Source organism: Allobranchiibius sp. GilTou73, from assembly GCF_021391335.1.
GTDB lineage: Bacteria > Actinomycetota > Actinomycetes > Actinomycetales > Dermatophilaceae > Allobranchiibius > Allobranchiibius huperziae.
Genome location: NZ_CP090051.1, coordinates 1,799,742 through 1,822,455, shown reverse-complemented (window position 1 = coordinate 1,822,455; position 22,714 = coordinate 1,799,742). Strand labels below are relative to the sequence as shown.

Annotated in this window: 21 protein-coding genes and 2 tRNA genes; 4 read left to right on the top strand and 19 right to left on the bottom strand. The window is 69.6% G+C overall.

Features of this window, described 5'->3' with window-relative positions; genetic code table 11:
* Positions 1-47 precede the first annotated feature (47 nt).
* On the bottom strand, positions 48-1,820 hold the full coding sequence (locus LVQ62_RS09155) for a YihY/virulence factor BrkB family protein (RefSeq protein WP_233761028.1): 1,773 nt from the start codon (positions 1,818-1,820) through the stop codon (positions 48-50).
* A gap of 134 nt (positions 1,821-1,954) precedes the next feature.
* On the opposite strand from LVQ62_RS09155, the gene LVQ62_RS09150 reads away from it, so the two are divergent.
* Positions 1,955-2,030: transfer RNA gene (locus LVQ62_RS09150), tRNA-Lys, on the top strand.
* Positions 2,031-2,094: 64 nt separating this feature from the next.
* Here the strand turns inward: LVQ62_RS09150 and LVQ62_RS09145 are convergent.
* The 3 genes from LVQ62_RS09145 to LVQ62_RS09135 form a co-directional block, all read right to left on the bottom strand.
* The gene (locus LVQ62_RS09145) at positions 2,095-3,468 is read right to left on the bottom strand and encodes an esterase-like activity of phytase family protein (RefSeq protein WP_233761026.1); all 1,374 of its coding nucleotides are present in this window, start codon (positions 3,466-3,468) and stop codon (positions 2,095-2,097) included.
* Between the two features lie 125 nt (positions 3,469-3,593).
* On the bottom strand, positions 3,594-3,890 hold the full coding sequence (locus LVQ62_RS09140) for a co-chaperone GroES (RefSeq protein WP_179483734.1): 297 nt from the start codon (positions 3,888-3,890) through the stop codon (positions 3,594-3,596).
* 53 nt (positions 3,891-3,943) lie between these two features.
* Positions 3,944-4,222, bottom strand: a complete 279-nt coding sequence (locus tag LVQ62_RS09135) for a DUF3618 domain-containing protein (protein ID WP_179481853.1) — start codon at positions 4,220-4,222, stop codon at positions 3,944-3,946.
* Positions 4,223-4,331: 109 nt separating this feature from the next.
* Here LVQ62_RS09135 and bcp point away from each other — a divergent pair, with 109 nt between their 5' ends.
* Complete coding sequence (gene bcp, locus LVQ62_RS09130) at positions 4,332-4,799, top strand: thioredoxin-dependent thiol peroxidase (protein WP_179481855.1); 468 nt, start codon at positions 4,332-4,334, stop codon at positions 4,797-4,799.
* A gap of 28 nt (positions 4,800-4,827) precedes the next feature.
* A tRNA-Leu gene (locus tag LVQ62_RS09125) sits at positions 4,828-4,909 on the top strand.
* Between the two features lie 85 nt (positions 4,910-4,994).
* Here LVQ62_RS09125 and LVQ62_RS09120 read toward each other — a convergent pair.
* The 3 genes from LVQ62_RS09120 to LVQ62_RS09110 form a co-directional block, all read right to left on the bottom strand.
* Positions 4,995-6,245, bottom strand: coding sequence for an HNH endonuclease signature motif containing protein (locus LVQ62_RS09120; RefSeq protein ID WP_233761024.1), 1,251 nt, complete (start codon positions 6,243-6,245; stop codon positions 4,995-4,997).
* A 330-nt stretch (positions 6,246-6,575) separates the two neighbouring features.
* Positions 6,576-7,448, bottom strand: a complete 873-nt coding sequence (locus tag LVQ62_RS09115) for an alpha/beta fold hydrolase (protein WP_233761022.1) — start codon at positions 7,446-7,448, stop codon at positions 6,576-6,578.
* A gap of 4 nt (positions 7,449-7,452) precedes the next feature.
* Positions 7,453-7,857 (bottom strand): VOC family protein, encoded by a 405-nt coding sequence (locus LVQ62_RS09110; protein ID WP_233761020.1) that lies wholly within the window; start codon positions 7,855-7,857, stop codon positions 7,453-7,455.
* A 77-nt stretch (positions 7,858-7,934) separates the two neighbouring features.
* On the opposite strand from LVQ62_RS09110, the gene LVQ62_RS17825 reads away from it, so the two are divergent.
* Positions 7,935-8,813: a GNAT family N-acetyltransferase gene (locus LVQ62_RS17825; RefSeq protein ID WP_370639598.1), complete on the top strand. Its 879-nt coding sequence runs from the start codon at positions 7,935-7,937 to the stop codon at positions 8,811-8,813.
* A 24-nt stretch (positions 8,814-8,837) separates the two neighbouring features.
* Here LVQ62_RS17825 and LVQ62_RS09095 read toward each other — a convergent pair whose 3' ends face one another.
* The 12 genes from LVQ62_RS09095 to LVQ62_RS09040 all read right to left on the bottom strand — a co-directional run bounded on the left by LVQ62_RS09095 (position 8,838) and on the right by LVQ62_RS09040 (position 22,665).
* Complete coding sequence (locus tag LVQ62_RS09095; RefSeq protein WP_233761018.1) at positions 8,838-10,424, bottom strand: molybdopterin-dependent oxidoreductase; 1,587 nt, start codon at positions 10,422-10,424, stop codon at positions 8,838-8,840.
* The gene (gene rdgB / locus LVQ62_RS09090; RefSeq protein ID WP_233761016.1) at positions 10,421-11,023 is read right to left on the bottom strand and encodes an RdgB/HAM1 family non-canonical purine NTP pyrophosphatase; all 603 of its coding nucleotides are present in this window, start codon (positions 11,021-11,023) and stop codon (positions 10,421-10,423) included. Before rdgB ends, LVQ62_RS09095 begins: the two co-directional genes overlap by 4 nt.
* Complete coding sequence (gene rph / locus LVQ62_RS09085) at positions 11,020-11,823, bottom strand: ribonuclease PH (protein WP_179481865.1); 804 nt, start codon at positions 11,821-11,823, stop codon at positions 11,020-11,022. Before rph ends, rdgB begins: the two co-directional genes overlap by 4 nt.
* Before the next feature lie 51 nt (positions 11,824-11,874).
* On the bottom strand, positions 11,875-12,663 hold the full coding sequence (locus LVQ62_RS09080; protein WP_233761014.1) for an MBL fold metallo-hydrolase: 789 nt from the start codon (positions 12,661-12,663) through the stop codon (positions 11,875-11,877).
* On the bottom strand, positions 12,660-13,574 hold the full coding sequence (murI, locus tag LVQ62_RS09075) for a glutamate racemase (protein ID WP_179481869.1): 915 nt from the start codon (positions 13,572-13,574) through the stop codon (positions 12,660-12,662). The genes LVQ62_RS09080 and murI overlap by 4 nt, the downstream gene beginning before the upstream one ends.
* Before the next feature lie 56 nt (positions 13,575-13,630).
* Complete coding sequence (locus LVQ62_RS09070; protein ID WP_233761012.1) at positions 13,631-14,413, bottom strand: fumarylacetoacetate hydrolase family protein; 783 nt, start codon at positions 14,411-14,413, stop codon at positions 13,631-13,633.
* 75 nt (positions 14,414-14,488) lie between these two features.
* Positions 14,489-16,096 carry a citramalate synthase gene (gene cimA, locus LVQ62_RS09065; RefSeq protein WP_233761010.1) on the bottom strand — a complete coding sequence of 536 codons (1,608 nt, stop codon included), beginning with the start codon at positions 16,094-16,096 and terminating at the stop codon, positions 14,489-14,491.
* A 349-nt stretch (positions 16,097-16,445) separates the two neighbouring features.
* On the bottom strand, positions 16,446-17,540 hold the full coding sequence (locus LVQ62_RS09060; protein WP_233761008.1) for a branched-chain amino acid aminotransferase: 1,095 nt from the start codon (positions 17,538-17,540) through the stop codon (positions 16,446-16,448).
* Between the two features lie 81 nt (positions 17,541-17,621).
* Positions 17,622-18,686 (bottom strand): 3-isopropylmalate dehydrogenase, encoded by a 1,065-nt coding sequence (locus tag LVQ62_RS09055; RefSeq protein ID WP_233761006.1) that lies wholly within the window; start codon positions 18,684-18,686, stop codon positions 17,622-17,624.
* A gap of 512 nt (positions 18,687-19,198) precedes the next feature.
* Positions 19,199-20,218 carry a ketol-acid reductoisomerase gene (gene ilvC / locus LVQ62_RS09050; protein WP_179483736.1) on the bottom strand — a complete coding sequence of 340 codons (1,020 nt, stop codon included), beginning with the start codon at positions 20,216-20,218 and terminating at the stop codon, positions 19,199-19,201.
* Positions 20,219-20,278: 60 nt separating this feature from the next.
* Positions 20,279-20,791: an acetolactate synthase small subunit gene (ilvN, locus tag LVQ62_RS09045; protein WP_208053059.1), complete on the bottom strand. Its 513-nt coding sequence runs from the start codon at positions 20,789-20,791 to the stop codon at positions 20,279-20,281.
* Positions 20,791-22,665, bottom strand: coding sequence for an acetolactate synthase large subunit (locus LVQ62_RS09040; protein WP_233761004.1), 1,875 nt, complete (start codon positions 22,663-22,665; stop codon positions 20,791-20,793). Before LVQ62_RS09040 ends, ilvN begins: the two co-directional genes overlap by 1 nt.
* Positions 22,666-22,714 lie beyond the last annotated feature (49 nt).

Sequence of the window (22,714 nt, the reverse complement as noted above, 5' to 3'; positions counted from 1 at the left end):
CGGGTGCGCTGGGCAGCTTCTCGCGCACCCTCGTGTCGCGTACGCCGTCAGCGCTGGTGGGTGGCGTACCACTCCTCGCGCCGGTGGGTGCGTTCGGCGTCGACGATCGCCCGCGACGCGCTCTCGCGCGCGTCGACGTCCTCCGGGCGCTGCGGAAGTTCGTGGTCCTCCGCGACGTGCGAACCGTCGGCCGGCAGCGGGGCGGGCGCCTCGCGAGCTGCAGCCGCCCTGGCGTCTTTCGCGTCCTGCACGCTCGCCTCGAACTCGGCACGTCGGGCACTGCGCTCGGCCTCGACCTCGTCGCGCGCCCGCGAGCTACGCGGGGCGAACTGGGCGCGTATGGCCTCGACCGCCTCCCAGCGCTTGCTCCGCGGCAACGCCTCCTCGGACGCCTTCAGCTGCTCCTGGCGCTTCTTCTCCTGCGCTGCACGCTTCTTCGCGGCCTTGGCCTCGACGGCCGCCAGACGGTCACGGACGACGCGTTCGCGCTGAGCCTTCGCGACGGCGACGGCCGAGCGCTCGCTGCGCGCTCTCTCAATCTGCTCCCGCTGCTGTGCGGGATCACCGGACGTCGGGGTCATCACTGCCTGCCTTCCTGCGCTGGGGGAACTGTCCTGCCGGTCGAGCCGGACATCGCCTACCTGCCGGGGGGTGTCGGTCACACTCTCATCCTTCGTGACCCGCATCGTGCGCACATCGGGCCCGTACGGGTTCTTGCCCTCCCTGGACTCGGCCTGATCCTGCACGAACCGCTCCAGGGCGCGGGAGTCGGGGCTCGCGGTCTCGCGTTCGGCCTCCGCACGCAGTCCATGGGCCTGCTCGACGAGAGCCAGCTGCTTATCGGACTTCTTCTCCAGGCCGCTCTCGTCGCGAGCGGGCAGCAGGATCATCTCCTCGGCGGGCATGCCCGAGCGCAGCTGTCGGGTGCGGATCAGCTCGGCGTCCAGCTCGGCACCGAAGAGCATGGCCAGGTTGGTGATCCAGAGCCACAGCAGGAACATGATCGCGCCGGCGAAGATGCCGTAGGTCTTGGTGTAGCTGGATCCGTTGGTCAACGTGAAGTAGGTCAGCAGGACCACCGAGCCGATGACCCAGACCACGAAGGCCACGAGCGCTCCCCAGCTGAGCAGCATTCGCTTGGTCTTGCGCACGTTCGGGGTGGCCCAGTAGAGCAGCGAGATCAGGAAGACGACGATCAGGACCACGAAGGGCCACTTCGCGATGTCCCAGATCGTGACCGCCTGGCTCGGGATGCCGACCTCCGCCGCGATCGAGGTGGCCACCTTGCCGGTCGTCGTGAGGGCGAACATCAGGATCATGATCAGGACGATGTCGACGACCGTGACCAGCAGCTGGACCGGGCGCAACCGGATGAACGGGCGGCCCTCGCCGATGTCGTAGATCTGGTTGAGCGTGCGACCGAAGGCCCCGACGTATCCCGAGGCCGACCAGATCGCGCCGGCGATGCCGACGATCAACGCGATGATGCCGCCACCGGCGGTGTTGATGTTGTTGATGAAGTCGGTGATCGCGTGCAGATCCTTGGGCGACTTCCCCGCGATCGACGCCAGGATGTTGACCAGGCTCGTCGTGGTCTTCTTGCCGTTGCCGAACACGTTGATGAGGGACAGCAACGCGATCAGCCCGGGGAAGATCGACTGCATGGCGTAGTAGGTCAGCGCCGCTGCCTTGTCCGTGCAGTCGTCCTGGGAGAAGCGGGCGCGAGCACGTTTGAGGGCGACTGACCAGGACGGCTTCTCCGGCGCCAGCGGCACCTCGTCCTGCGGCCGTTCGACGGGCAGGTCCGGTATGACAGTCATCGCATCGGTCCTTCGAGTCGGGGCGTGCGCCGTACGTGGAAACCTACCCGCCCCAGGCCGGGATGCGCCCCACCGGAATCGATTTCGCGACGGCAGAACGCCCCTGATACAGTCTGCGAGGCCTTACGGTCCTCGCGCCATTAGCTCAATTGGCAGAGCAGCTGACTCTTAATCAGCGGGTTTGGGGTTCGAGTCCCTGATGGCGCACCACCTTGCAGTACGACTGATGCCCGGCAGCATGTGCTGCCGGGCATCAGTCGTTCCTAGCGGCGCCTCAGCCGACGTACGCCGCCGGCACCTTGCTCAGGTCGACGCGCAGCAGCTGGCCGGTGTCCTGTGTGCCGTCGGGCAGCAGCTTCGCGTGCAGCTGGAACGGCGGCGTGTCGTTCGACAGTCCGTCGATGCCGAAGTCGCTGTCGTTGGAGATGACCACCTGACGACCATGGTTCAACACGGCCACGCCCTCGATCTTGTCGTGGCCGAAGAAGCCGCCCTTAGGATCGATCGCCGTCACGAGGCCGGCGACGTCGAGGAAGAGGCTCGCGGTGACGGGGCGGATGTGCGCCTCCTCCAGCAGCGACGCGGAGTCCGCCGTGTCGGCCTTGCCGACCAGGCCCTCGATGGTCTTGCCGCCGACCAGCAGGCCGCCGGCCGAGTCGTCGTACCGAGCCCCCGGCACTGCGGCGAACTTGCCGACGTCGGTGGCGCCGCGCAGGTCGACCTTGTAGAGCTTCTTGTTCGCGCCGGGCTCCATCTTCCCGTCGCGCTCGTCGACCAGGAAGGTGTGGTCGTCGATCGCGCTGATCTCGCTGACGGCAGTGGTCGGCCCTGCCGTGTTGTGCAGCAGGTAGAGGTATTCGGCGGTCCGCCGGGTCCGCAGATCGATCGTGACGATGCGCACCGGCGTGACGTTCTTTGACTTGGGGCCGTCGGGGGCGTTCAGCCCGGCCTGCATGATCCCCACCAGGGTCCGCCCGTCCGGGGTGACCGTGAGCCCCTCCATCCCCTTGTTGGGCTCACGCTCGCGCAACTCGACCGGCAGGGAGCCGTCGAACGGGCTGAGCCGTTCCAGCTGGCGACCGTCCCGGGAGAAGTGCGTGACGAACGGGCCGTACTCGTCCGAGACCCAGAAGCTGCCGTCCCGCATCGCGACGAGCCCCTCGGGGTCGTAGCCGTACGGGCTCGGCGCGAGCACCTTGCCGTTCAGGTCGGTGATCGTCTCGCCGGTGCTCCCGGCGAGGCTGACCCGGCCGTTGTACGGCGTGCCGTCCGCGGCCCGCAGCGGAATCGACTGGAGCAGCTTGGCTTTTCCGCCCACCAGACGGAACTTGCCGATGGCCGGGGTGAAGTCCGGCAGCGGCTCCACCTTGGTGCCGTTCGGGCCGTCGGCGTTGGGGCCGCGGTCGGTCAGACCGTAGAAGACGGTGGAGGATCCGGGCTGCGCGGTGAACGACGACCCGTATCCGGCCCCGTCGATGCGGACACCGCCCACGGTGCCCATCGACGGGACCTGCTCGGTGAACAGCTGCACCGCCGCGCGCGGATCAGTGGGCTTGTGCGGTGCTGGATGGGCGAGGGCCGGGGTCGCGGTGACGGCGAGCGCGCCGACCGACACGACGGCCGCGCAGACTGCGGCGGTTCTGCTCATGCGAGGGGTCATCGAGGGTCCTCCTGGGGCGGGCGACCCCGACCGGACGCCGGGGGCTGCACGCACCCCACCCCCCGAAGCTGTCCGGGAGGTGACGAGCGGGAGTGATCCGGATGAACGACGGATCAGAGGTAGAGGCCGGTGCCGCCCTCGTCGGTCTCGTCCTGGGCGATGGCGTGCAGGTCGCGCTCACGCAGCAGGATGTAGTCGCGTCCGGACAGTTCGACCTCAGCGCGCTCCTCGGGGTCGAAGAGCACCCGGTCACCGACCTGCGCCTGTCGCACGTGCTGGCCCGTGGCCATCACCAGCCCCCACACCAGTCGCCGGCCGACGCTCGCGGTCGCGGGGATGACGATCCCGCCGCCGGAACGTCGTTCTCCCGCCTCCCCCTCGGTGGAGACGAGCAGCCGGTCGTGCAGCATCCGGATCGGCAGGCGACCCGGTTGCGGCGCGGGCTGGCCGCCGTTCGACAACGTCAGGAACGGGCCCGGCGCAGCAGACCGAGCAGGAGAGACACGGCGCCGATGCCACCGACCGCGTACCCGATCTTGTCGGTCTCCAGCTCACCGGTCGGGGTGCGGGTCAGGTCGTTGACCTTCAGCTTCGCGCCCTCGGCACCGCGCCGGGCGATCTCCTTGGGCTGCGCGCGGAAGGCGAGCTCGTCGATGGTGCTGGCCAGACGCTCACGGCTGGCGGCGAGGTCGGCCTCGATGTCCTTGGCGGTCGGCGCTGCGGGCTTGGACTTGTCGGCCATGGAATCTCCTCGAGAGGGGCGTGGTGGGTCGCACTGAGCTGCATCGACCGGCGTTCGGACTCAGCTGAGACGATAACGCACCTGCAACCCGACGATCTGGGAGTACAACGTGACACGACTCGAGACCGGCGACACCGCGCCGGCGTTCACCCTCACCTCGCACACCGGGGAGCAGGTCTCCCTCTCCGACTACGCCGGCCGGCACCTGGTGATCTTCTTCTACCCCGCGGCCATGACGCCCGGCTGCACCACCGAGGCCTGCGACTTCCGCGACTCCCTGGAGCCGCTGCGAGCGGCCGGGTACGACGTGCTGGGCATCTCCCCCGACGGCCCGGACAAGCTGGTGAAGTTCGCCGAGAAGGAGTCGCTGACCTACCCGCTACTCGCCGACCCCGACAAGGGCGTGCTCGAGGCGTACGGCGCGTGGGGCGAGAAGAAGCTCTACGGCAAGACCGTGGTCGGCGTGATCCGCTCGACCTTCGTGGTCGACCCCGACGGCAGGATCGCCCTGGCGAAGTACAACGTGCGGGCCACCGGGCACGTCGCATCGCTGCGGAAGGCACTGCAACTCGCCTGAGCATCGCCGCGCCTTACGATGATCCGGCGCGCGAGTGGCGGAACTGGCAGACGCGCCAGGTTTAGGTCCTGGTTCCTTCGGGTGTGCGGGTTCGAGTCCCGCCTCGCGCACATCGATCATCGCCCGGTTGAGCCCTCGGCGGTGCCTCACGGGACGCTTGCGAGCACAGCCCGGTCACCCTGGCCGCCGTCAGCGTCATGCGGCGGGTCGCTGGCCGGGTTTGGTGGGCATGAGCCCGGGGGTGAGGTCCCAGGTGACGCCGGTGGGTGTGACGGTGGCGGTGAGCAGGTCGCGGTGCACGATGGTGTGGTGGCGGGCGCAGAGCAGTGTGGCGTTGGTGAGTGTTGTCTGTCCGCCGGCCCACCAGGGCCTCACATGATGGGCGTCGCACCAGTCGGGTGGTCTTTCGCAGCCGGGGAAGGTGCAGTGCTGGTCTCGGTGGATGATCGCGGTCCGCAGGCCGCCGGTGAAGAGGCGTCTGGCGCGTCCGACGTCCAAGGGTTCGGATTCGCTTCCGAGAACTGCGGGGATGAGGTCGGCGTCGCACGCCAGCCGTCGCAGGGTGCCGGCGTCGAGGTGGTCCCCGTCGGTGGTGTGCCCGATTCCTGGTAGGTACGTCGGCGCCGATCCTGTGGTGTGCGAACCACGTTGGCTGTCCTGGTTGAGCCGGCCCGCTTCGCGGAGCCCTTCGTACAAGGTCACGTAGTCCATCGTGACGAGGATCTTGGCGGTGCCGCCGAATTCTCCGACCGGCCGCGGGCTGGTGCCGTCGAGGACGCCTGCGGCGGTGTCGATCAGTCGCACCAGGGCGTCCGCGCGACGTTTGGCCGGGGTCCGGGTGTCCTGTTCCTCGCTTTCCACTGGCGCGGGTGCGGACAGGGCGCGCAGGGCGTGCTTCACGACCGCGGCGTGCCCGCCGGACAGTTCGGCGACGAACCGGGTCAGGCCACTGGGCAGGTCGGCCCAGAACACCGACTCGCACGCCTGCTGACGCTCCTCGTCGCAGACCAGGCGTGCGGGGGCGTACTCACCCAGGATCCGGGTGCTGAGCTCCCGCAGTGCACGTGCCCCGTGAGCCGACAGGCTCAGGTAGCGGCCCAACAGGTCATCCCGGTCCGCGATCGGGAGCCGCGGCAGGATCTGCGGCACCTCCCGCAAGGCCACGTCGGCGACCGGGACACTCGCCGACCCATCGGCCAGCGCGTCAACCACGACCTGGTTACGGGGATCGGCGCAGTCCACCCCCACCCTCCCGACCCGGCGGGCCACAGCCGGCTCCACACCCGCCGCCTGCCGGGCCACCCACGCCGGTGCCCCCGTCGCCGTGGAACTCGCCACGGTCCCGCGGCTCAGCGCATCCGCGGTCGCCAGCGCCGCGACGTTCTCCGCACGGGAGGTAATCCGCAGCATGCCCCCGACGACCTCACCCAGCGCGGCCTCGTCCAACTGTTACAACGCGGTCGGCCACTCCTCCAACGCGGAGCTGAACTCCCCCAGCAGGGCCATCAACCGAGCACCTGTACCTGGCGCAGCAGGCCCATGGATGTCGCTCGTCGACTGCGCCATGACCCCTCCTGCACTGCTGATGGCACCCCTTGCCATCTACCCTGAATCATACGCGTGTTCGATACATCGCACAAGGACGAATCCGACGAATACCCTTGTCAGTGTTTATGATTCGGTCCACAGTTATCCACATCCCCCACGCGGGAGTGGTTCATTCCGTGGTTATCCACATTCCGCTACGAGCACTTGACGCACCCGCAGGACGCGCACTCAGGCCGGTGACGCCACGAGTTCGTCGAGCATCGCCGCGATGCTGCCGATGACCACCGACAGATGGCCCTCGCCGTGCAGCAGGTGCGCGCGGACGCCGGGAAGGTGCCCCGCCAGCCATTCACCGTGCGCGAACGGCACCATCAGGTCCTCGCTGCCCTGCCACAGGGAGGTCGGCACCCGCACCTGCGCGAGGTCGAACCCCCACGGCCGCACGAACGCCAGATCGTCGTCGAGCCAGCCGTCGCCACTGACCCGCAGACCGTCGCGGAAACCGGCGGCCAGGTCGTCGCCGAACTCCTCGCTCAGCACTGCGCGGTCGACCTGCGGGAGCAGCGAGGACATGCTCTCGATGATGTTCTGCGGGGTCGCGTCCGCCAGCTCACGCACCGACGTCTCCATCACCTCGCGCCACCTGGTCTCGCCGGCCCGCGTCGCGTCGAACTCCTCGACGTTGTCCTCGCCCATCCCGGCCAGGAAGTCCAGACCGGCCGCGTCGTACGGCGCGACACCGGCCATCACGAGCACACCGCCGAACCGCTCCGGCGCGAGCGCCCCGCACGCCAGCGCGTGCGGTCCGCCGCCCGACCACCCGGCGGTGACACACCGCGCCACCCCGAGGTGGTCGAGGATCGCGATCATGTCGGGCACGACCGCGGCCACGTCGCGGCCGGGGTTACGGGTCGAATCGCCATACCCCGCACGGGCGTACGTGACGGTGCGCAGACCCAGATCCGCGGCCGCACGGACCAGGAAGCCGAACGCCGGCACCGAGCCCGGAGTGCCGTGATGGAAGAGCAGCACCGGCGCGTCGTCGGGTCCGTCGACGCGTATGTCGAAGCGTCGGCCGTCCGGCAGGTCGATCAGGGTCATCGCGTCACTCTCTCGAGGAGAGCACGCAGAATTCGTTGCCCTCGGGGTCGGCCAGCACGGCCCAGGTGACCTCAGTGTCGTCCTGGCCGACGTCGACCCTGGTGGCGCCCCGATCCAACAGCGCCTGGATCTCGGCGTCCCGGTCCTGGGTGGTGTGCGGCGCGAGGTCGATGTGCAGGCGGTTCTTGACCGTCTTGCGCTCCGGCACCTGCACGAAGACCAGCCCGGGACCCACCTGCAGCCACTCCTGCACGGACGCCGGGGTGGTCGTCATCGCGTGCGGCGGGACGATCACGGCCTCCTCCGGCGACTCGTAGGCCAACTCCCAGTCCAGCGTCTGCGCCCACCATCGGGCCTGGGCCGCCAGGTCGTGACAGTCGACGACCACGGTCCACCAGCGCATCGCCATGGCGGTAAGACTCCCGTCGCGACGGCGCCCGCGCAAGGCCGCGCGCCGTACGCCGGCATCTCGCCTAGTCTCCCGGGATGGCTACGGACACCCCGCTCGCCCGCAAACCCGTCCTCACCAGCGAGCGTGTCGTGCTGCGGCCGTTCGAGGAGCGCGACCTGCCGGTCATGGCGGCGGCGATCGGCGACCCCGACGTACGGCGGTTGACCGGGAGAGTGACCTCCACTGCGCAGGCGGAGGCGGGTCGCACGGAGCCCGATGACGAACTGCGTGCGTGGTACCTGTCGCGGGTCGAGCAACCCGACCGGCTCGACCTCGCGGTCATCGACGTGGTCACCGACCGATGCGTCGGCGAGGTCGTGCTGAACGAGTGGGACCCGGCGGCGCGCAGCTGCAACTTCCGGATCCTGCTCGCACCGGAGGGACAGGGCCGCGGCCTGGGGACGGACGCGACCGCCCTGATCGTGGAGCACGGGTTCGCGGTCGGACTGGAGCGGATCACCCTCACGGTGTTCACCTTCAACCCCCGGGCCCTGCGCATGTACGAGCGCGTCGGGTTCGCCATCGAGGGCACCCGCCAGCGCGCCCTGGAGTACGACGGCGTCTGGCACGCCGAGCACCTGATGGCGATCCACCCCGATGATCCGCGACCGGCGGCACCCGTGCTGGAGCAGGTGGAGCTGCACGTCAGGGAGGGTCAGGAGGCGGCGTACGAGGCGGCGTTTGCCCAGGCGGCGCCGATCATCCGCCGTCAGGCCGGGTGCCGCTCCGTGAGGCTCGTCCGATCGGTCGAACACCCCTCGCACTACGTGCTGTCGGTGGAATGGGCGCGGGTCGCGGATCACACTGTCGGCTTCCGCGAGTCGGCGGATTACGAGCAGTGGCGGACGCTGCTGCATCCGTTCTACGAGCAGGTCCCACCCGTCGACCACTACGTCGACGTGCACCGCGGCTGATCGCCGCGCGCCTTTCCCCGCCCGTCAGCTGACGGTGAAGGTCACCGAGTGCAGACCGGTCGAGCCGTTCGGCGGGGGCGGCGCCTCGGCCGAGATCTGCACCTGCCCCTTCGCGTCGACAGCACGCACCGTGGCGGTGTGCCGACCCTTCGTCGCGGGCCAGTGCAGCACCCACTGCCGCCACGCGTCGACGGTGGCCTGTTCGCCCAGCTTGGCGCTCTGCCACGGACCGTCGTCGATGCGCACCTGCACGCCACTCACGCCGGTGTGCTGGTCCCAGGCGACACCCGCGATGGGCACGGTGCCGTCCGCGCCTGGTGAGACCGACCGCCCGTCGCGCGGCACGTCGATGCGCGAGGAGATCTTCACCGGTCCCATCGCCGACCAGCCGCGCGGAATCCAGTAGCCCTGGTCCTTCGCGTACGTCGTGACCTTCAGCTGGGTGAGCCACTTGGTCGCGCTCACGTAGCCGTAGAGGCCCGGGACGACCAACCGCACGGGATACCCGTGCTCCACCGGCAGCGCCTTGCCGTTCATCGCGACCGCCAGCAGGGCGTTGCGATCATCGGTCAGCGCGCCGATCGGCGTACCGGCGGTGAACCCGTCGACACTGGTGGACAGCACCATGTCGGCACCCGCCTGCGGTCCCGCCAGCTTGAGTAGCTCGCGCACGGGCCACCCGGTCCAGATCGCGTTGCCGTTGAGGCTGCCGCCCACCTCGTTGGACACGCACATCAGGGTGATCATGGCCTGCTGCATCGGCTTGGACAGCAACGTCTTCCAGTCGATCTCGACCTCGTGGTCGACCATCCCGGTGACCTTCAGTTTCCATCCGGATGCTTCGACCTGCGGCACCTGCAGCGCCGTGTCGATGCGGTAGAACTGCCCGTTCGGCACGATGTACGGCGTGATGCCGGGTACGTCGACCGGAGCACCGGCCGGCACCTGCACCGGATGTTGCACCTCCGGGGCCACGAAGGTCGCGCGCGCGGCCTGGATCGCCCGCGCACTGCCGCTCACGGCACGCCCCGCCGCCAGGGCGAGGCCTCCCCCGACGACACTCAGCATCGTCCAGGTGAGCACCTGCCGGCGCTCGGTGCTGATCTCACGCCGGCCGACGCCCACGCTCAGCAGCCCACGCCACCGGTGCAACACCCACAGGCCGACCAGTCCGCCGACGACCGTCGGGATGAGATCGGCGGGCCGCGCGCCCGGGCGGGTGAGGACCGCGGCCATGGCGACCGCGAGCAGCAGGACGAAGCCGACGAGCGCGGCCACCGGCACGCGGCGCAGCAGCAGACCGATCAGGCACGAGAGCAGGAAGAGCACGACGCCGATGCCGGCCAGGAGCACCGCCTTGTCGTTGGTGCCGAAGTTGTTGACCGCGAAGTCCTTCAGCCACGGAGGTGTCCGGTCGATGAAGGCCTCTCCAACGGCGATCACCGGAGAGGGGATCCCACCGCTCCACCCGAACCGCTCCATGAGACCGGCCAGCAGCTCGGCTACCCCGATGGTGCCCGCGCCGGCCGCGATGCCTCCCAGCACCGCGACCCACGCGCGGGCCGCGGACGGTTCGTGGGTCGTCTCTTCGGCCTCGCGCACAGTGCTCACGTGAGGGTGTCCCCCAGGTCCTCGCGGATGGCCCGCATCGCGATCGCTCGATGAGAGATCTGGTTCTTCTCCTGCGCGGGCAGCTGCGCCAGGGTGCGCCCGTCGGGCAGTTCGAAGATCGGGTCGTAGCCGAACCCGTCGGTGCCGCGTTGGTTGCGGGTGATGACGCCGTGCAGCTCACCGCGGCGGATCCGTTCGGCGCCGCCGGGCAGCGACAGCACCATGCAGCACACGAAGTGGGCGGCCATGGTGGCCGTCACGTCCATCGTCTGAGCGAGCAGAAGGTCGATGTTCGCCTGGTCGGCGCCGTGCGTGCCGGCCCACCGCGCGCTGAAGACGCCGGGGCAACCGCCGAGCACGTCGACCGACAACCCGGAGTCGTCCGCGATGGCAGGAAGCCCGGTCGCCGCGGCGACCGCGCGTGCCTTGAGCGTGGCGTTCTCCTCGAACGTCACTCCCGACTCCACCACATCCTGCACATCAGGAAATTCGGAGACATCGACGATGCGGATGCCCTGCAGCCCCGACCATCCGTCGATCAACGCACGGAATTCGCGCAATTTGCCGGCGTTGCGCGTCGCGAGTACGACGGTCGTCATCGGCGGTGCTCACCGAGCGGTACGGCGAGCGCCTCCTGCTGCTTGCGGGTCAGCTCCTCGATGCCGTCGGCCGCCAGTGCCAGCAGGCTGTCCAACTCGGACCGGTCGAAGGGCGCGCCCTCGGCCGTGCCCTGCACCTCGACGAACCCACCGGCGCCCGTCATCACGACGTTCATGTCGGTCTGCGCGGTCGAGTCCTCCGGGTAGTCCAGGTCGAGCACCGGCTGTCCGTCGACGATGCCGACGCTGATGGCCGCGATCGACCCGGTGAGCGGCTGCGCACCCTTGGCGATCAGCCCCTTGGCGCGGGCGTCCTCGATCGCGTCCGCGAGTGCGACGTACGCGCCCGTGATGGATGCCGTGCGGGTGCCGCCGTCTGCCTGGAGCACGTCGCAGTCGAGCACGATCGTGTTCTCCCCCAGGGCTTTCGTGTCGATGATGGCGCGCAGGCTGCGGCCGATGAGCCGGGAGATCTCGTGGGTGCGGCCGCCCACCTTGCCCTTGCGCGACTCGCGGTCCGAGCGGGTGTTGGTGGCGCGCGGCAGCATCTCGTACTCCGCGGTGATCCACCCCGTGCCGCGACCCTTCATCCAGCGCGGCACCCCCTCGGTGAACGACGCTGCGACCAGCACGCGGGTCTTGCCGAACTCCACCAGCACGCTCCCCTCGGCGTGGTCCAGCCACCCGCGGGTGATGCGCACCTCGCGCAGCTCGTCGGCCGCGCGGCCGTCGTGGCGGCCGGCGCCCCGGGAACTGGCGGAGGTCGCTGCGGTCGGGGTCGAGGTGGTGGTGTCCGTCATGCCTCCACGATAGGAGGCCCCCCTGACCGTTCCCTCCCCGCCGTCCGCCGGTCAGATGTCGTACGCCGCGCCGGGACGGGCCAGCTCGACGTCGCCGGGCCAGATGCCGGCGGCCTCCTTGCGGCAGGTCTCCGGGTCGTTCCACGGCGGGATGTGGGTGAGCATCAGGCGCCCGACGCCGCCGGCGTCGAGCGCCGCCTGCGCCGCCCGCGCACCGGTCAGGTGGATGCCCTCCACGGTGTCGCGGCCCTCGACGAACGCCGAGTCGGTAAGGGCGAGGTGCGCGCCGCCCAGCAGGTCGGTGAGCGCGCCGCACACATCGGTGTCACCGGTATAGGCGAGCGTCCGGCCGTCGGCCTCGATGCGTACGCCGTACGCCTCGACCGGGTGGTTGACCAGACGAGGGGTGAGAGTGAACGGCCCGACCGTGAAGCTCCGGCCGGAGGTGAGGGTGCGGAAGTCGAACTCGGGGTCAAGGCCGTGCACGTCCTGGATCTCCTCCAGTGTGACGCCGTTCGCGCGGGAGATGCGTGCCCCGGTGTCCTGCGGACCGTAGACCGGTATCGGCGGGTGCGATCCCGCAGTGACCATGGGGTCGTACTTCTGCACGACGAACAGTCCGCACAGATCGAGACAGTGATCGGGGTGCAGGTGACTAAGAACGATCGCGTCGATCTCGTCCAGACGCACGTGCCGCTGCAGCGGACCGAGCGCGCCGTTGCCGAGGTCGAGCACGACGCTCCACAGACGGCCCTCGTGCTCGGCCTGCACCAGATAGCACGAGGCGGGCGAGTCGGGACCGGGGAACGATCCGGAGCATCCGACGACGGTGAGCTTCATCGGGCCGACCCCGTCATCGCCTCCAACGGGTGCTCGAGAGCACCCGACGAGCCGTGCGTGTCGCCACGGTCCGTCGGGTCTGCCTCAGGCGTCGCAGCATCGTGCTGGGCGAAGTCGTTGACGAAGACGTGATCGAACTCCGGGCCCATCCCGAGGAAACGCTTGGACAGCGCGCGGAACCTGTCGGGGTCACCGGTGGTGGTGAAGGAATGCTCGGGCGCTGCGAGGTGATCCGGTCGCAACTCGTGACGGTCGGCGAGCACCCGGTAGACGTCCTTGGCGGTCTCCTCGGCGGAGGACACCAGCGTGACACCGTCGCCCATCACGTAGGAGATCACCGCCGTCAGCAGCGGGTAGTGCGTGCAGCCGAGCACCAGCGTGTCGATGTCACGCTCGCGCAGCGGCTCCAGATACTCCCGCGCGTACGACAGCATCTCCGGGCCCCCGGTGACGCCGGACTCGACCAGATCCACGAACCGTGGGCACGGCTCGCTCGTCACCTGCAGTTGCGGTGCCGCGGCGAACGCGTCGAGGTAGGCGCCGGACTGGTGCGTGCCCTTGGTGGAGATGATCCCGACCCGCCCGTTGCGGGTGGCGCGCACGGCCCGGCGTACGGCCGGGCGGATCACCTCGACGACCGGCACGTCGTAGCGTTCCCGCGCATCGTGCAGGACCGCGGCGCTGGCGGTGTTGCAGGCGATCACCAGCACCTTGACGCCGTGGTTGACCAGCCGGTCCAGGCACTGCAGAGCGAAGGCTCGGGTCTCGGCGATGGGCCGCGGGCCGTACGGCGCGCGCAGCGTGTCGCCCAGGTAGGCGACCGACTCGTGGGGGAGCTGATCCAGGACTGCACGGGCGACGGTGAGCCCGCCGTACCCGCTGTCGAAGATCCCGATCGGCGCATCAGACACGATGGAAGCCTACGGTCGGCTCCGGCCGCCGACCGCCAGGAGGCCGGAGATGTTCGTCACGCGTCCGCGCCGTGACGGACGAACGGGTTGCGCAGCACGCCGATGTCCTCGATCTCGATCTCGACGCTCTGCCCGGACTCGACGGGCCCGACTCCCTCGGGCGTGCCGGTGAGGATCACGTCGCCGGGCAGCAGCGTGAACGCCTGCGACGCGTACGAGATCAGCGTGGGGATGTCGTGGATCATGTCGGCGGTCGTGCCGTCCTGCACCACCTCATCGCCCCGGCGGGTGCGCAGCCGCAGGTCGCTGACGTCCAGGTCGGTCTCGATCCAGGGGCCGAGGGGGCAGAACGTGTCGAACCCCTTCGCCCGCGACCACTGCCCGTCGCTCTTCTGCAGGTCGCGCGCGGTGACGTCGTTGGCGCAGGTGTAGCCGAAGATCACGGACCGCGCCTCCTCCACCGACACGTCGCGGCACATCCGGCCGATGACGACCGCGAGCTCGCCCTCGTAGTCGACCCGCTCGCTCTGCCGCGGCATGACGACCGGGTCGCCGGGGCCGACGACGGCGGTGTTGGGGATGAGGAACATGAGCGGTTCCTTCGGCGCCTCGCCCCCCATCTCGCGGGCGTGCTCGGCGTAGTTCTTGCCGATGCCGATCACCTTCGAGCGCGGGATCACCGGCGCGAGCAGGCGCACCTCGTCGACCGTGGTGGTGACGCCGGTGAGCTCGATCTTGGAGTAGAGGGGGTCGCCGCTGATCTGGGCGATCTTCTCCCCCGCGCCGTCGACCAGCCCGTACGTCGGATCCTCGCCTGTCGTGTACCTCGCAATACGCACGTGTCGACCTTAATCACGCCGGGCGACACCGGCGAACCGAGACCGCCCAGCGATGCGGGCCGGCGGAGCTCGCGATCAGCGCGCGATCGCCCCGCGAGCGACCGGTTCCGCGCGCGACGGACACCGCAGCATCCCGAAGGTGAAGGAGTCGACCAGCGCGATCCAGCTGGCGTGCACGATGTTCGGGCCCACCCCCACCGTGGTCCAGGTGCGCTCGCCGTCGGTGGTGTCGATGAGCACCCTGGTGGTCGCGTCGGTGCCGTGATCGGCGTCGAGGATCCGGACCCGGAAATCGATGAGCTCCAGCTCGACGAGGCGCGGGTACGCCGGGGTGAGCGCCTGCCGCAGCGCGTGGTCCAGCGCGTTGACCGGGCCGTTGCCCTCTCCCACCGCGACCTGCCGGCGTCCCTCGACGCGAAGCTCCAGGGTCGCCTCGGACAGCGCGCTCGCGCTCCCCTCGGCATCGGTGCGCACCCGCCACGACTCCAGCTCGAAGAGGGCGGCGGGCCGCCCCTGCACCTCCTCGTGCAGCAGCAGGTCGAACGACGCGTCGGCTGCCTCGAAGGTCCACCCCGCGCCCTCGAGTTCCTTGACCCGGCGCAAGACCCGGGCCAGCAGCTCGGGCCGACCGGCCAGGTCGTAGCCGAGCTCGCGGCCCTTCAGCTCGATGCTCGCCCGGCCGGCCATGTCCGAGACCAGCGTGCGCATCTCGTTGCCCACCAGCGCCGGGTCGATGTGTTGATAGAGGTCGGGGTCGACCCGTAGGGCGCTCGCGTGCAGCCCGGCCTTGTGCGCGAACGCGCTCGCCCCGACGTACGGCGCCCGCTCGAAGGGCGGGAGGTTGGTGATCTCGCTGACGGCGTGACTCACGTGCACGGCAGCCGCGAGCTGCCCGTCACTCACCAGTGGCATGCCGAGCTTGAGCTGCAGGTTCGTGGTCACCGCGATGAGGTCGGCGTTGCCGGTGCGCTCGCCGTACCCGTTGACGGTGCCCTGCACGTGGGTCGCACCGGCTCGCACCGCCGCGATGCTGTTGGCGACGGCGCACCCTGTGTCGTTGTGACAGTGGATACCCAGACGCACTCCGGTGCGCTGGGCAGTCGCGGAGACGACACGCTCGATGTCGTGCGGCAGCATGCCGCCGTTGGTGTCGCAGAGGACGACCGCCTCCGCGCCGGCCTCGGCGGCCACCCGCACCACCTCGACGGCGTACGCCGGATCGGCGTCGTACCCGTCGAAGAAGTGCTCCGCGTCCAGGTAGACGGTGCGGCCGTGCGCGACCAGGTGGGCCACCGTGTCGGCGACCATCGCCAGGTTCTCCGCCGGAGAGGTGCGCAGCGCATCGGTCACGTGGCGCACGTGCGACTTGCCGACGAGCGTCACGACGGGGGTCTGCGCCTCCAGCAGCGCGGCGACCTGCGGGTCGTCGCACGCGCGTACGCCGGCGCGCCGGGTGCTCCCGAACGCCGCGAGCCGGGCGCTGCCCAGGACGAGCTCGGTGCGTGCCCGCCGGAAGAACTCGGTGTCCTTGGGGTTCGCGCCGGGCCAGCCGCCTTCGATGAAGCCGACCCCGAGCTGGTCGAGCAGACGCGCGACCGCCAGCTTGTCATCGACGCTGAGGTGCAGACCCTCCTGCTGGGCGCCGTCGCGGAGGGTGGTGTCGTAGAGGTCGAAGCCGCTCATCGCGGGGCCTTTCGGGTGGGGCGGGGCGGGTCTTGGTGAAAACCCGACCCGGCGCCGTCTCCGGCGCGTGGGTGATGCCCGGGGACGAAAAAACCTCCCGGGGTAACGGGAGGTCGCGCGCCGGGTCGTCCGACGCGCTAGTCGATAATCGTCGCCGCGGAGGTGACCGCGGACCCGAGGGTCATCACGTCCGACATCGTGGCACCGCCCCTCACGTCCCGTCCACCATTCGACACCCCCGTCTCATCAGGTGGTCGCCGCCGAGTGGCGTGCATATCGTTCGAGTGGCATACCTACAGCCGGTGCACTCGATACATATGTATGCCACTCGGCGGATTTGTCCGGAACGTCAGGCGAGGCGGGTGAGCCAGCCGCGCGAGTCCTCGACCCGGCCGTACTGGATGTCCAGCAGCGACGAGCGGATCTGCAGCGCGACCTTGTCGTCGTGCCCCTCGCGGCGGTGGTCGCACGACCCGCCGTCCCACTTCAGCTCACCGACCGGGGTGACCACGGCGGCGGTCCCGCAGGCGAACACCTCGGCGATCTCCCCGGATGCGGCCCCGTCCTTCCACTCCTGGATCGGGATGAGCCGCTCCTCCGGCTGCAGGCCGAGGTCCTTGGAAAGCTCCAGGATCGAGTCGCGGGTGACGCCCTCCAGGATCGAGCCGGTCAGCTCGGGGGTGACCAGGCGGCCGTCCTTGTAGACGATGAACAGGTTCATCCCGCCGAGCTCTTCGATGTAGGTGTGCGACGAGGAGTCCAGGAAGACGGCCTGGTCGCAGCCGTGCTCGGCGCCCTCGAGCTGTCCGGCCAGGGACGAGGCGTAGTTGCCGCCGCACTTGGCCGCGCCGGTGCCGCCGTCGCCGGCGCGGGCGAAGTCGGTGGAGATCCACAGCGAGACGGGCTTCACTCCCCCGCTGAAGTACGCGCCGGCCGGAGAGGCGATGACGCAGAAGGTGACCTCGTTGGCCGGGCGCACGCCCAGGAACGGCTCGGAGGCGAACATGAACGGCCGCAGGTAGAGCGAGGTCTCGCCGCCGCCCGCAGGCGGCACCCACGCCTCGTCGATGGTGACCAGGGCGCGCAGCGCGTCGATGAAGTCCGCCTCCTGCATCACCGGCAGCGCCATCCGGGTGGCACTGCGGGCGAAGCGGGCGGCGTTCTGCTGGGGACGGAAGGTCCACACCGAGCCGTCGGCGTGGCGATAGGCCTTCATCCCCTCGAAGATCTCCTGCGCGTAGTGCAGGACGGCCGCCGACGGGTCGATCGAGATCGGGCCGTACGGCGTGACCTTGGCGTCGTGCCAGCCGTCGCCCTTGGTCCAGGTCACCGTGACCATGTGATCGGTGAAGTGGTTGCCGAAGCCGGGGTCGGCGAGCACCGCCGCACGGTCGGCGTCGCTCACGACGTCCTGGCGTCGGGTCACATCGAAGGTCAGTGCCATGGCGGTCTCCTCGGGGCGTGGGCGCGTCGGAGTGTGACGCGCGCTACAGGTGCGGCGGTGGGGCCAGGTTACGCCCGGGCGTCATACCCGACCCGCGATGGCGTCGCCGATCTGAGTGGTCGACCGGGGAGCGTCGCCGCGCGCCGCCAGGTCGGCCGCCACGGCCTCCTGCACCCGCCGCGCCTCGTCGCCGCGCCCCAGGTGCTCCAGCAGCATCGCGACCGACAGGATGGTGGCCGCCGGGTCGGCCTTGGCCTGACCGGCGATGTCCGGGGCCGAGCCGTGCACCGGTTCGAACATCGAGGGCGCCGTGCGCTCGGGGTTGATGTTGCCCGAGGCGGCCAGGCCGATGCCGCCGGTCACCGCGGCCGCCAGGTCGGTGACGATGTCGCCGAAGAGGTTGTCGGTCACGATGACGTCGAAGCGGCCCGGGTCGGTGACCATGTAGATGGTCGCGGCGTCGACGTGCGCGTACGCGGTGCTCACCTCGGGGAACTCCGCGCCGACCTCCTCGACCGTCCGGCGCCACAGGTGCCCGGCATACGACAGCACGTTGTGCTTGTGGATCAGCGTGAGGTGCTTGCGAGGGCGGGCCTGGGCGCGGGCGAAGGCGTCACGCACCGCGCGCTCGGCACCGAACCGGGTGTTGACGCTGACCTCGGTCGCGAGCTCGGCCGGGGTGCCCACCCGCAGTGCGCCGCCGTTGCCGGTGTACGGGCCCTCCGTGCCTTCGCGCACCACCACGAAGTCGATGCCGTCGGGCGCGACGCGCGCGACGTCCAACGGCGAGCGCACGCCGGTGAAGAGGGTGGCGGGGCGCAGGTTGACGTAGTGGTCGAAGTCGAAGCGCAGCTTCAGCAGCAGCCCACGCTCCAGCACGCCGCTCGGGACGGACGGGTCGCCGATCGCACCGAGCAGTATCGCGTCGTGCCCGCGCAGCTCGTCCTCCACCGACTCCGGGAGGATCTCGCCACTCGCGTGCCAGCGCCGGGCGCCCAGGTCGTACTCGGTGCGGGAGACCTTGGCAGCGCTGACGGCCTCGAGCACCTTCAGCCCTTCGGCGACCACCTCCGGTCCGATGCCGTCGCCGCCGATCACGGCCAGGTCGATGGAGTCGGACGCGGTGCTTGTGGGAGTGCTCGTCATACCTCCGCAGGCTAGTCATCCGTCTTGCCATTTGAAACGCAGGTCTCGGATGACGAGACATGCTGATCAGCGGCCCCGGGGACGACGAAGGGCCCCGGCGTGCTGCCGGGGCCCTTCCGTCGAACAGAGTTCGTCGACTCAGTCGCGCAGATCCATCGATTCCTGCAACGCCCGCTGGATCTCGATCTGTTCTTCGGACATGGTCCGTCTCCTGCCGTGCTCGGTGTGGGCCGCCGGACATCACAGTGGGATCACCACCGATGTCAGTCCGTCCAAGCCATGACCGCCAGGCGCCGGTTGGGCGCCTTTGTGACCCCAGACTAACCATCCTGATCCAGGATCCGATACCGCTATCTCGTCATTCGAGACGCGTGGCGCGGTCGTTCGAGGCCGCAGGGACGCGAGATATCGGTTGTGGAGCGTGCGGCAGGCCGATGACCCTCCAGAACCGACATCTCGAACGACGAAGGCCGCCACCCTGCGCGGGTGGCGGCCTTCGGTGCGTTGCGGTGTCAGCGCGAGGCGGAACCCTCGACGTAGTCGGAGTCGCTGTCCTTGATCCAGCTCATGAGTCCGCGCAGCTGCTTGCCGGTCGCCTCGATCGGGTGCTCGGCGCCCTGCTTGCGCAGCCGGTTGAACTCCGGTGCGCCGGCATCCTGGTCGTCGATGAAGCGCTGAGCGAACTTGCCGTTCACGATGTCGGCCAGCACCGCCTGCATGTTCTCCTTCACGTGCGGGTCGATCACCCGCGGACCGGAGACGTAGTCCCCGAACTCGGCAGTGTCCGAGATCGACCAGCGCTGCTTGGCGATGCCGCCCTCGATCATCAGGTCGACGATGAGCTTCAGCTCGTGCAGGCACTCGAAGTAGGCGATCTCGGGCTGGTAGCCGGCCTCCGTGAGCACCTCGAAGCCGTACATCACCAGCTGGGACGCGCCGCCGCACAGCACGGCCTGCTCGCCGAAGAGGTCGGTCTCGGTCTCCTCGGTGAACGTCGTCCGGATCCCGCCCGCGCGCAGGCCGCCGATGGCCTTGGCGTAGGACTTGGCCAGATCCCAGGCCTTGCCGGAGGCATCGACCTCGACGGCAACGAGCACGGGGACGCCGCGCCCGTCGGCGTACTCACGGCGCACGAGGTGACCCGGACCCTTGGGCGCGACCATCGCGACGTCGACGCCCTCGGGCGGGACGATGTAGTCGAAGCGGATGTTGAAGCCGTGGCTGAAGAACAGGGCGTTGCCCGGCTTCAGGTGCGGCTGGATCTCCTCGGCGTACAGCCCGCGCTGCACCTGGTCCGGCGCGAGCAGCATGACCACGTCGGAATGCTGCACGGCCTCCGCGACCGTCATGACCTGCAGGCCCTCGTTCTCGGCCTTCTCCCGCGAGGAGGAGCCCTCCCGCAGACCGACGACGACCTGCACGCCGGAGTCGCGCAGGTTGAGGGCGTGCGCGTGCCCCTGGCTGCCGTAACCGATGACGGCCACCTTGCGGCCCTGGATCACCGACAGGTCGGCGTCGTCGTCGTAGAACATCTCAGCAGGCACGGTGTGGATCTCCTTGGTAGGTCGGATTTAGTTGAGTATGAATGTGATTCAGGCTGAACGGCGACCGCGGTCGGTGATTGACCGGCTGCCGCGACCGATGGCCACGAGCCCGGACTGCACCAGTTCGCGCACGCCGTACGGCTCGAGGACGTCCAGTAGCGCGATCAGCTTCTCCGGGGTGCCGGTGGCCTCGATGACGATGGAGTCGACGGCCACGTCGACGACGTTGCACCGGAACAGCTCGGTGATCTGCACGATCTCCACCCGGCTCGCCGCGTCGCAGCGCACCTTGATGAGCACGATCTCGCGCTGCACCGAGTGACCCGGCTCGAGCTCGACGACCTTCAGCACCTCGATGAGCTTGTTGAGCTGCTTGGTCACCTGCTCCAGCGCGACCGGGTCGACGTCGACCACGATCGTCATCCGCGACACGGTGTCGTGCTCGGTCGGCCCGACGGCCAGGGAGTCGATGTTGAAGCCGCGGCGCGAGATCAGTCCGGCGATGCGCGCGAGCACACCGGGGCTGTTCTCCACCAGGACCGAGAGCGTGTGCCGCGCCATCAGGCGTCTCCTGCCTCGTCGTCGCGATCCCAGACCGGCGTCATCGCCCGGGCCGTGGTCACCATGTCGTTGCTGACGCCGGCCGGCACCATCGGCCAGACCATCGCGTCACGCTCCACCACGAAGTCGATCACGACAGGAACATCGTTGATCTCCAACGCCTTCCGGATCGTGTCGTCGACGTCCTCGGCGCGCTCGCAGCGCAGGCCCACGCAGCCGTACGCGTCCGCGAGCTTGACGAAGTCCGGCACCCGCGAACCGACCGAGGTGTTGAGGTCGGTGTTGGAGTAACGCTCGTTGTAGAAGAGCGTCTGCCACTGGCGCACCATGCCGAGGCTGGAGTTGTTGATGATCGCGACCTTGATCGGGATGTTGTTGATGACGCAGGTCGCGAGCTCCTGATTGGTCATCTGGAAGCACCCGTCGCCGTCGATCGCCCACACGGTGCGGTCGGGTTCGCCGACCTTGGCACCCATCGCAGCCGGCACGGCGTACCCCATCGTGCCGAGCCCGCCGGAGTTGATCCAGGAGTTGGGCCGTTCGTACTTCACGAACTGGGCGGCCCACATCTGGTGCTGGCCGACTCCGGCGGCGTAGACCGCGTCGGGCCCGGTGAGGGCGCCGATCCGCTCGATGACGTACTGCGGCGGGATCGCCGTCGCGTTCTCCTCCGGCGCGTAGCCCAGCGGGAAGGTCTGCGCCCAGCCGGTGCTGCGGGTGCGCCACGCGGCGTAGTCGCCCTGGCGGCCGGCCTCCTGGTCCGCGCGCACCACGGCCGTCAGCTCCTCGATGACCTCCTTGCAGTCACCGACGATCGGAACGTCCGCGATCCGGTTCTTGGAGATCTCGGCCGGGTCGATGTCGGCGTGCACGACCTTCGCCTCGGGCGCGAACGAGGAGATCTCGCCGGTCACCCGGTCGTCGAACCGGGTCCCCAGCGCGAGCAGCAGGTCCGACTTCTGCAGCGCGGTCACCGCCGCGACCGAGCCGTGCATTCCCGGCATGCCCAGATGCAGCGGGTGACTGTCGGGCAACGCGCCGCGGGCCATCAGCGTGGTGACGACCGGGATGCCGGTCAGCTCCACGAACTGAGCCAGCTCTGCGCTGGCCTTCGCACGGATCACTCCGCCACCGACGTAGAGCACCGGTCGCTTCGACGCGAGCATCAGGTCGGCGGCGGCCCGGATCTGCTTGCTGTGCGGACGAGTGACGGGCCGGTATCCGGGCAGTTCGAACGCGGGCGGCCAGGAGAAGTCGGTCCGGCCGGTCAGCGCGTCCTTGCTGATGTCGACCAGCACCGGGCCGGGCCGGCCGGTGGAGGCGATGTGGAAGGCCTCGGCGAGCGCGCGGGAGATGTCCGCCGCGCGCGTCACGAGGTAGCTGTGCTTGGTGATCGGCATCGTGATGCCGCGGATGTCGGCCTCCTGGAAGGCGTCCGTGCCGATGGCCCGGGAGGACACCTGACCGGTGACCACGACGATCGGCACCGAGTCCATCGAGGCATCGGCGATCGCGGTGACCAGGTTGGTGGCGCCGGGTCCGCTGGTCGCCATGCACACACCGACCTTGCCGGTCGCCGCGGCGTACCCCTGAGCGGCGTGACCGGCGCCCTGCTCGTGGCGCACCAGGATGTGGCGCACCTTGGTGGAGTCCATCAGCGGGTCGTACGCCGGCAGGATCGCGCCACCGGGGATCCCGAAGACCGTGTCCACGTCGAGGGACTCCAGGGAGAGGACGAGGCTCTGTGCGCCGGTCACCTCGCGCGGAGGCGCTGCCGGGCGAGCGCCTGCGGGGGCGCGGGCACTGGGGCGGACGGCTTGTGCGTCACGTTGGTCATCGTTGTCCTCGCGTTCGGTCTGGCCCAGCTGGAACATGGCATGAAAAAGGCCCCCAGCCTTCGCAGGCATTGAGGGCTGGCACGCT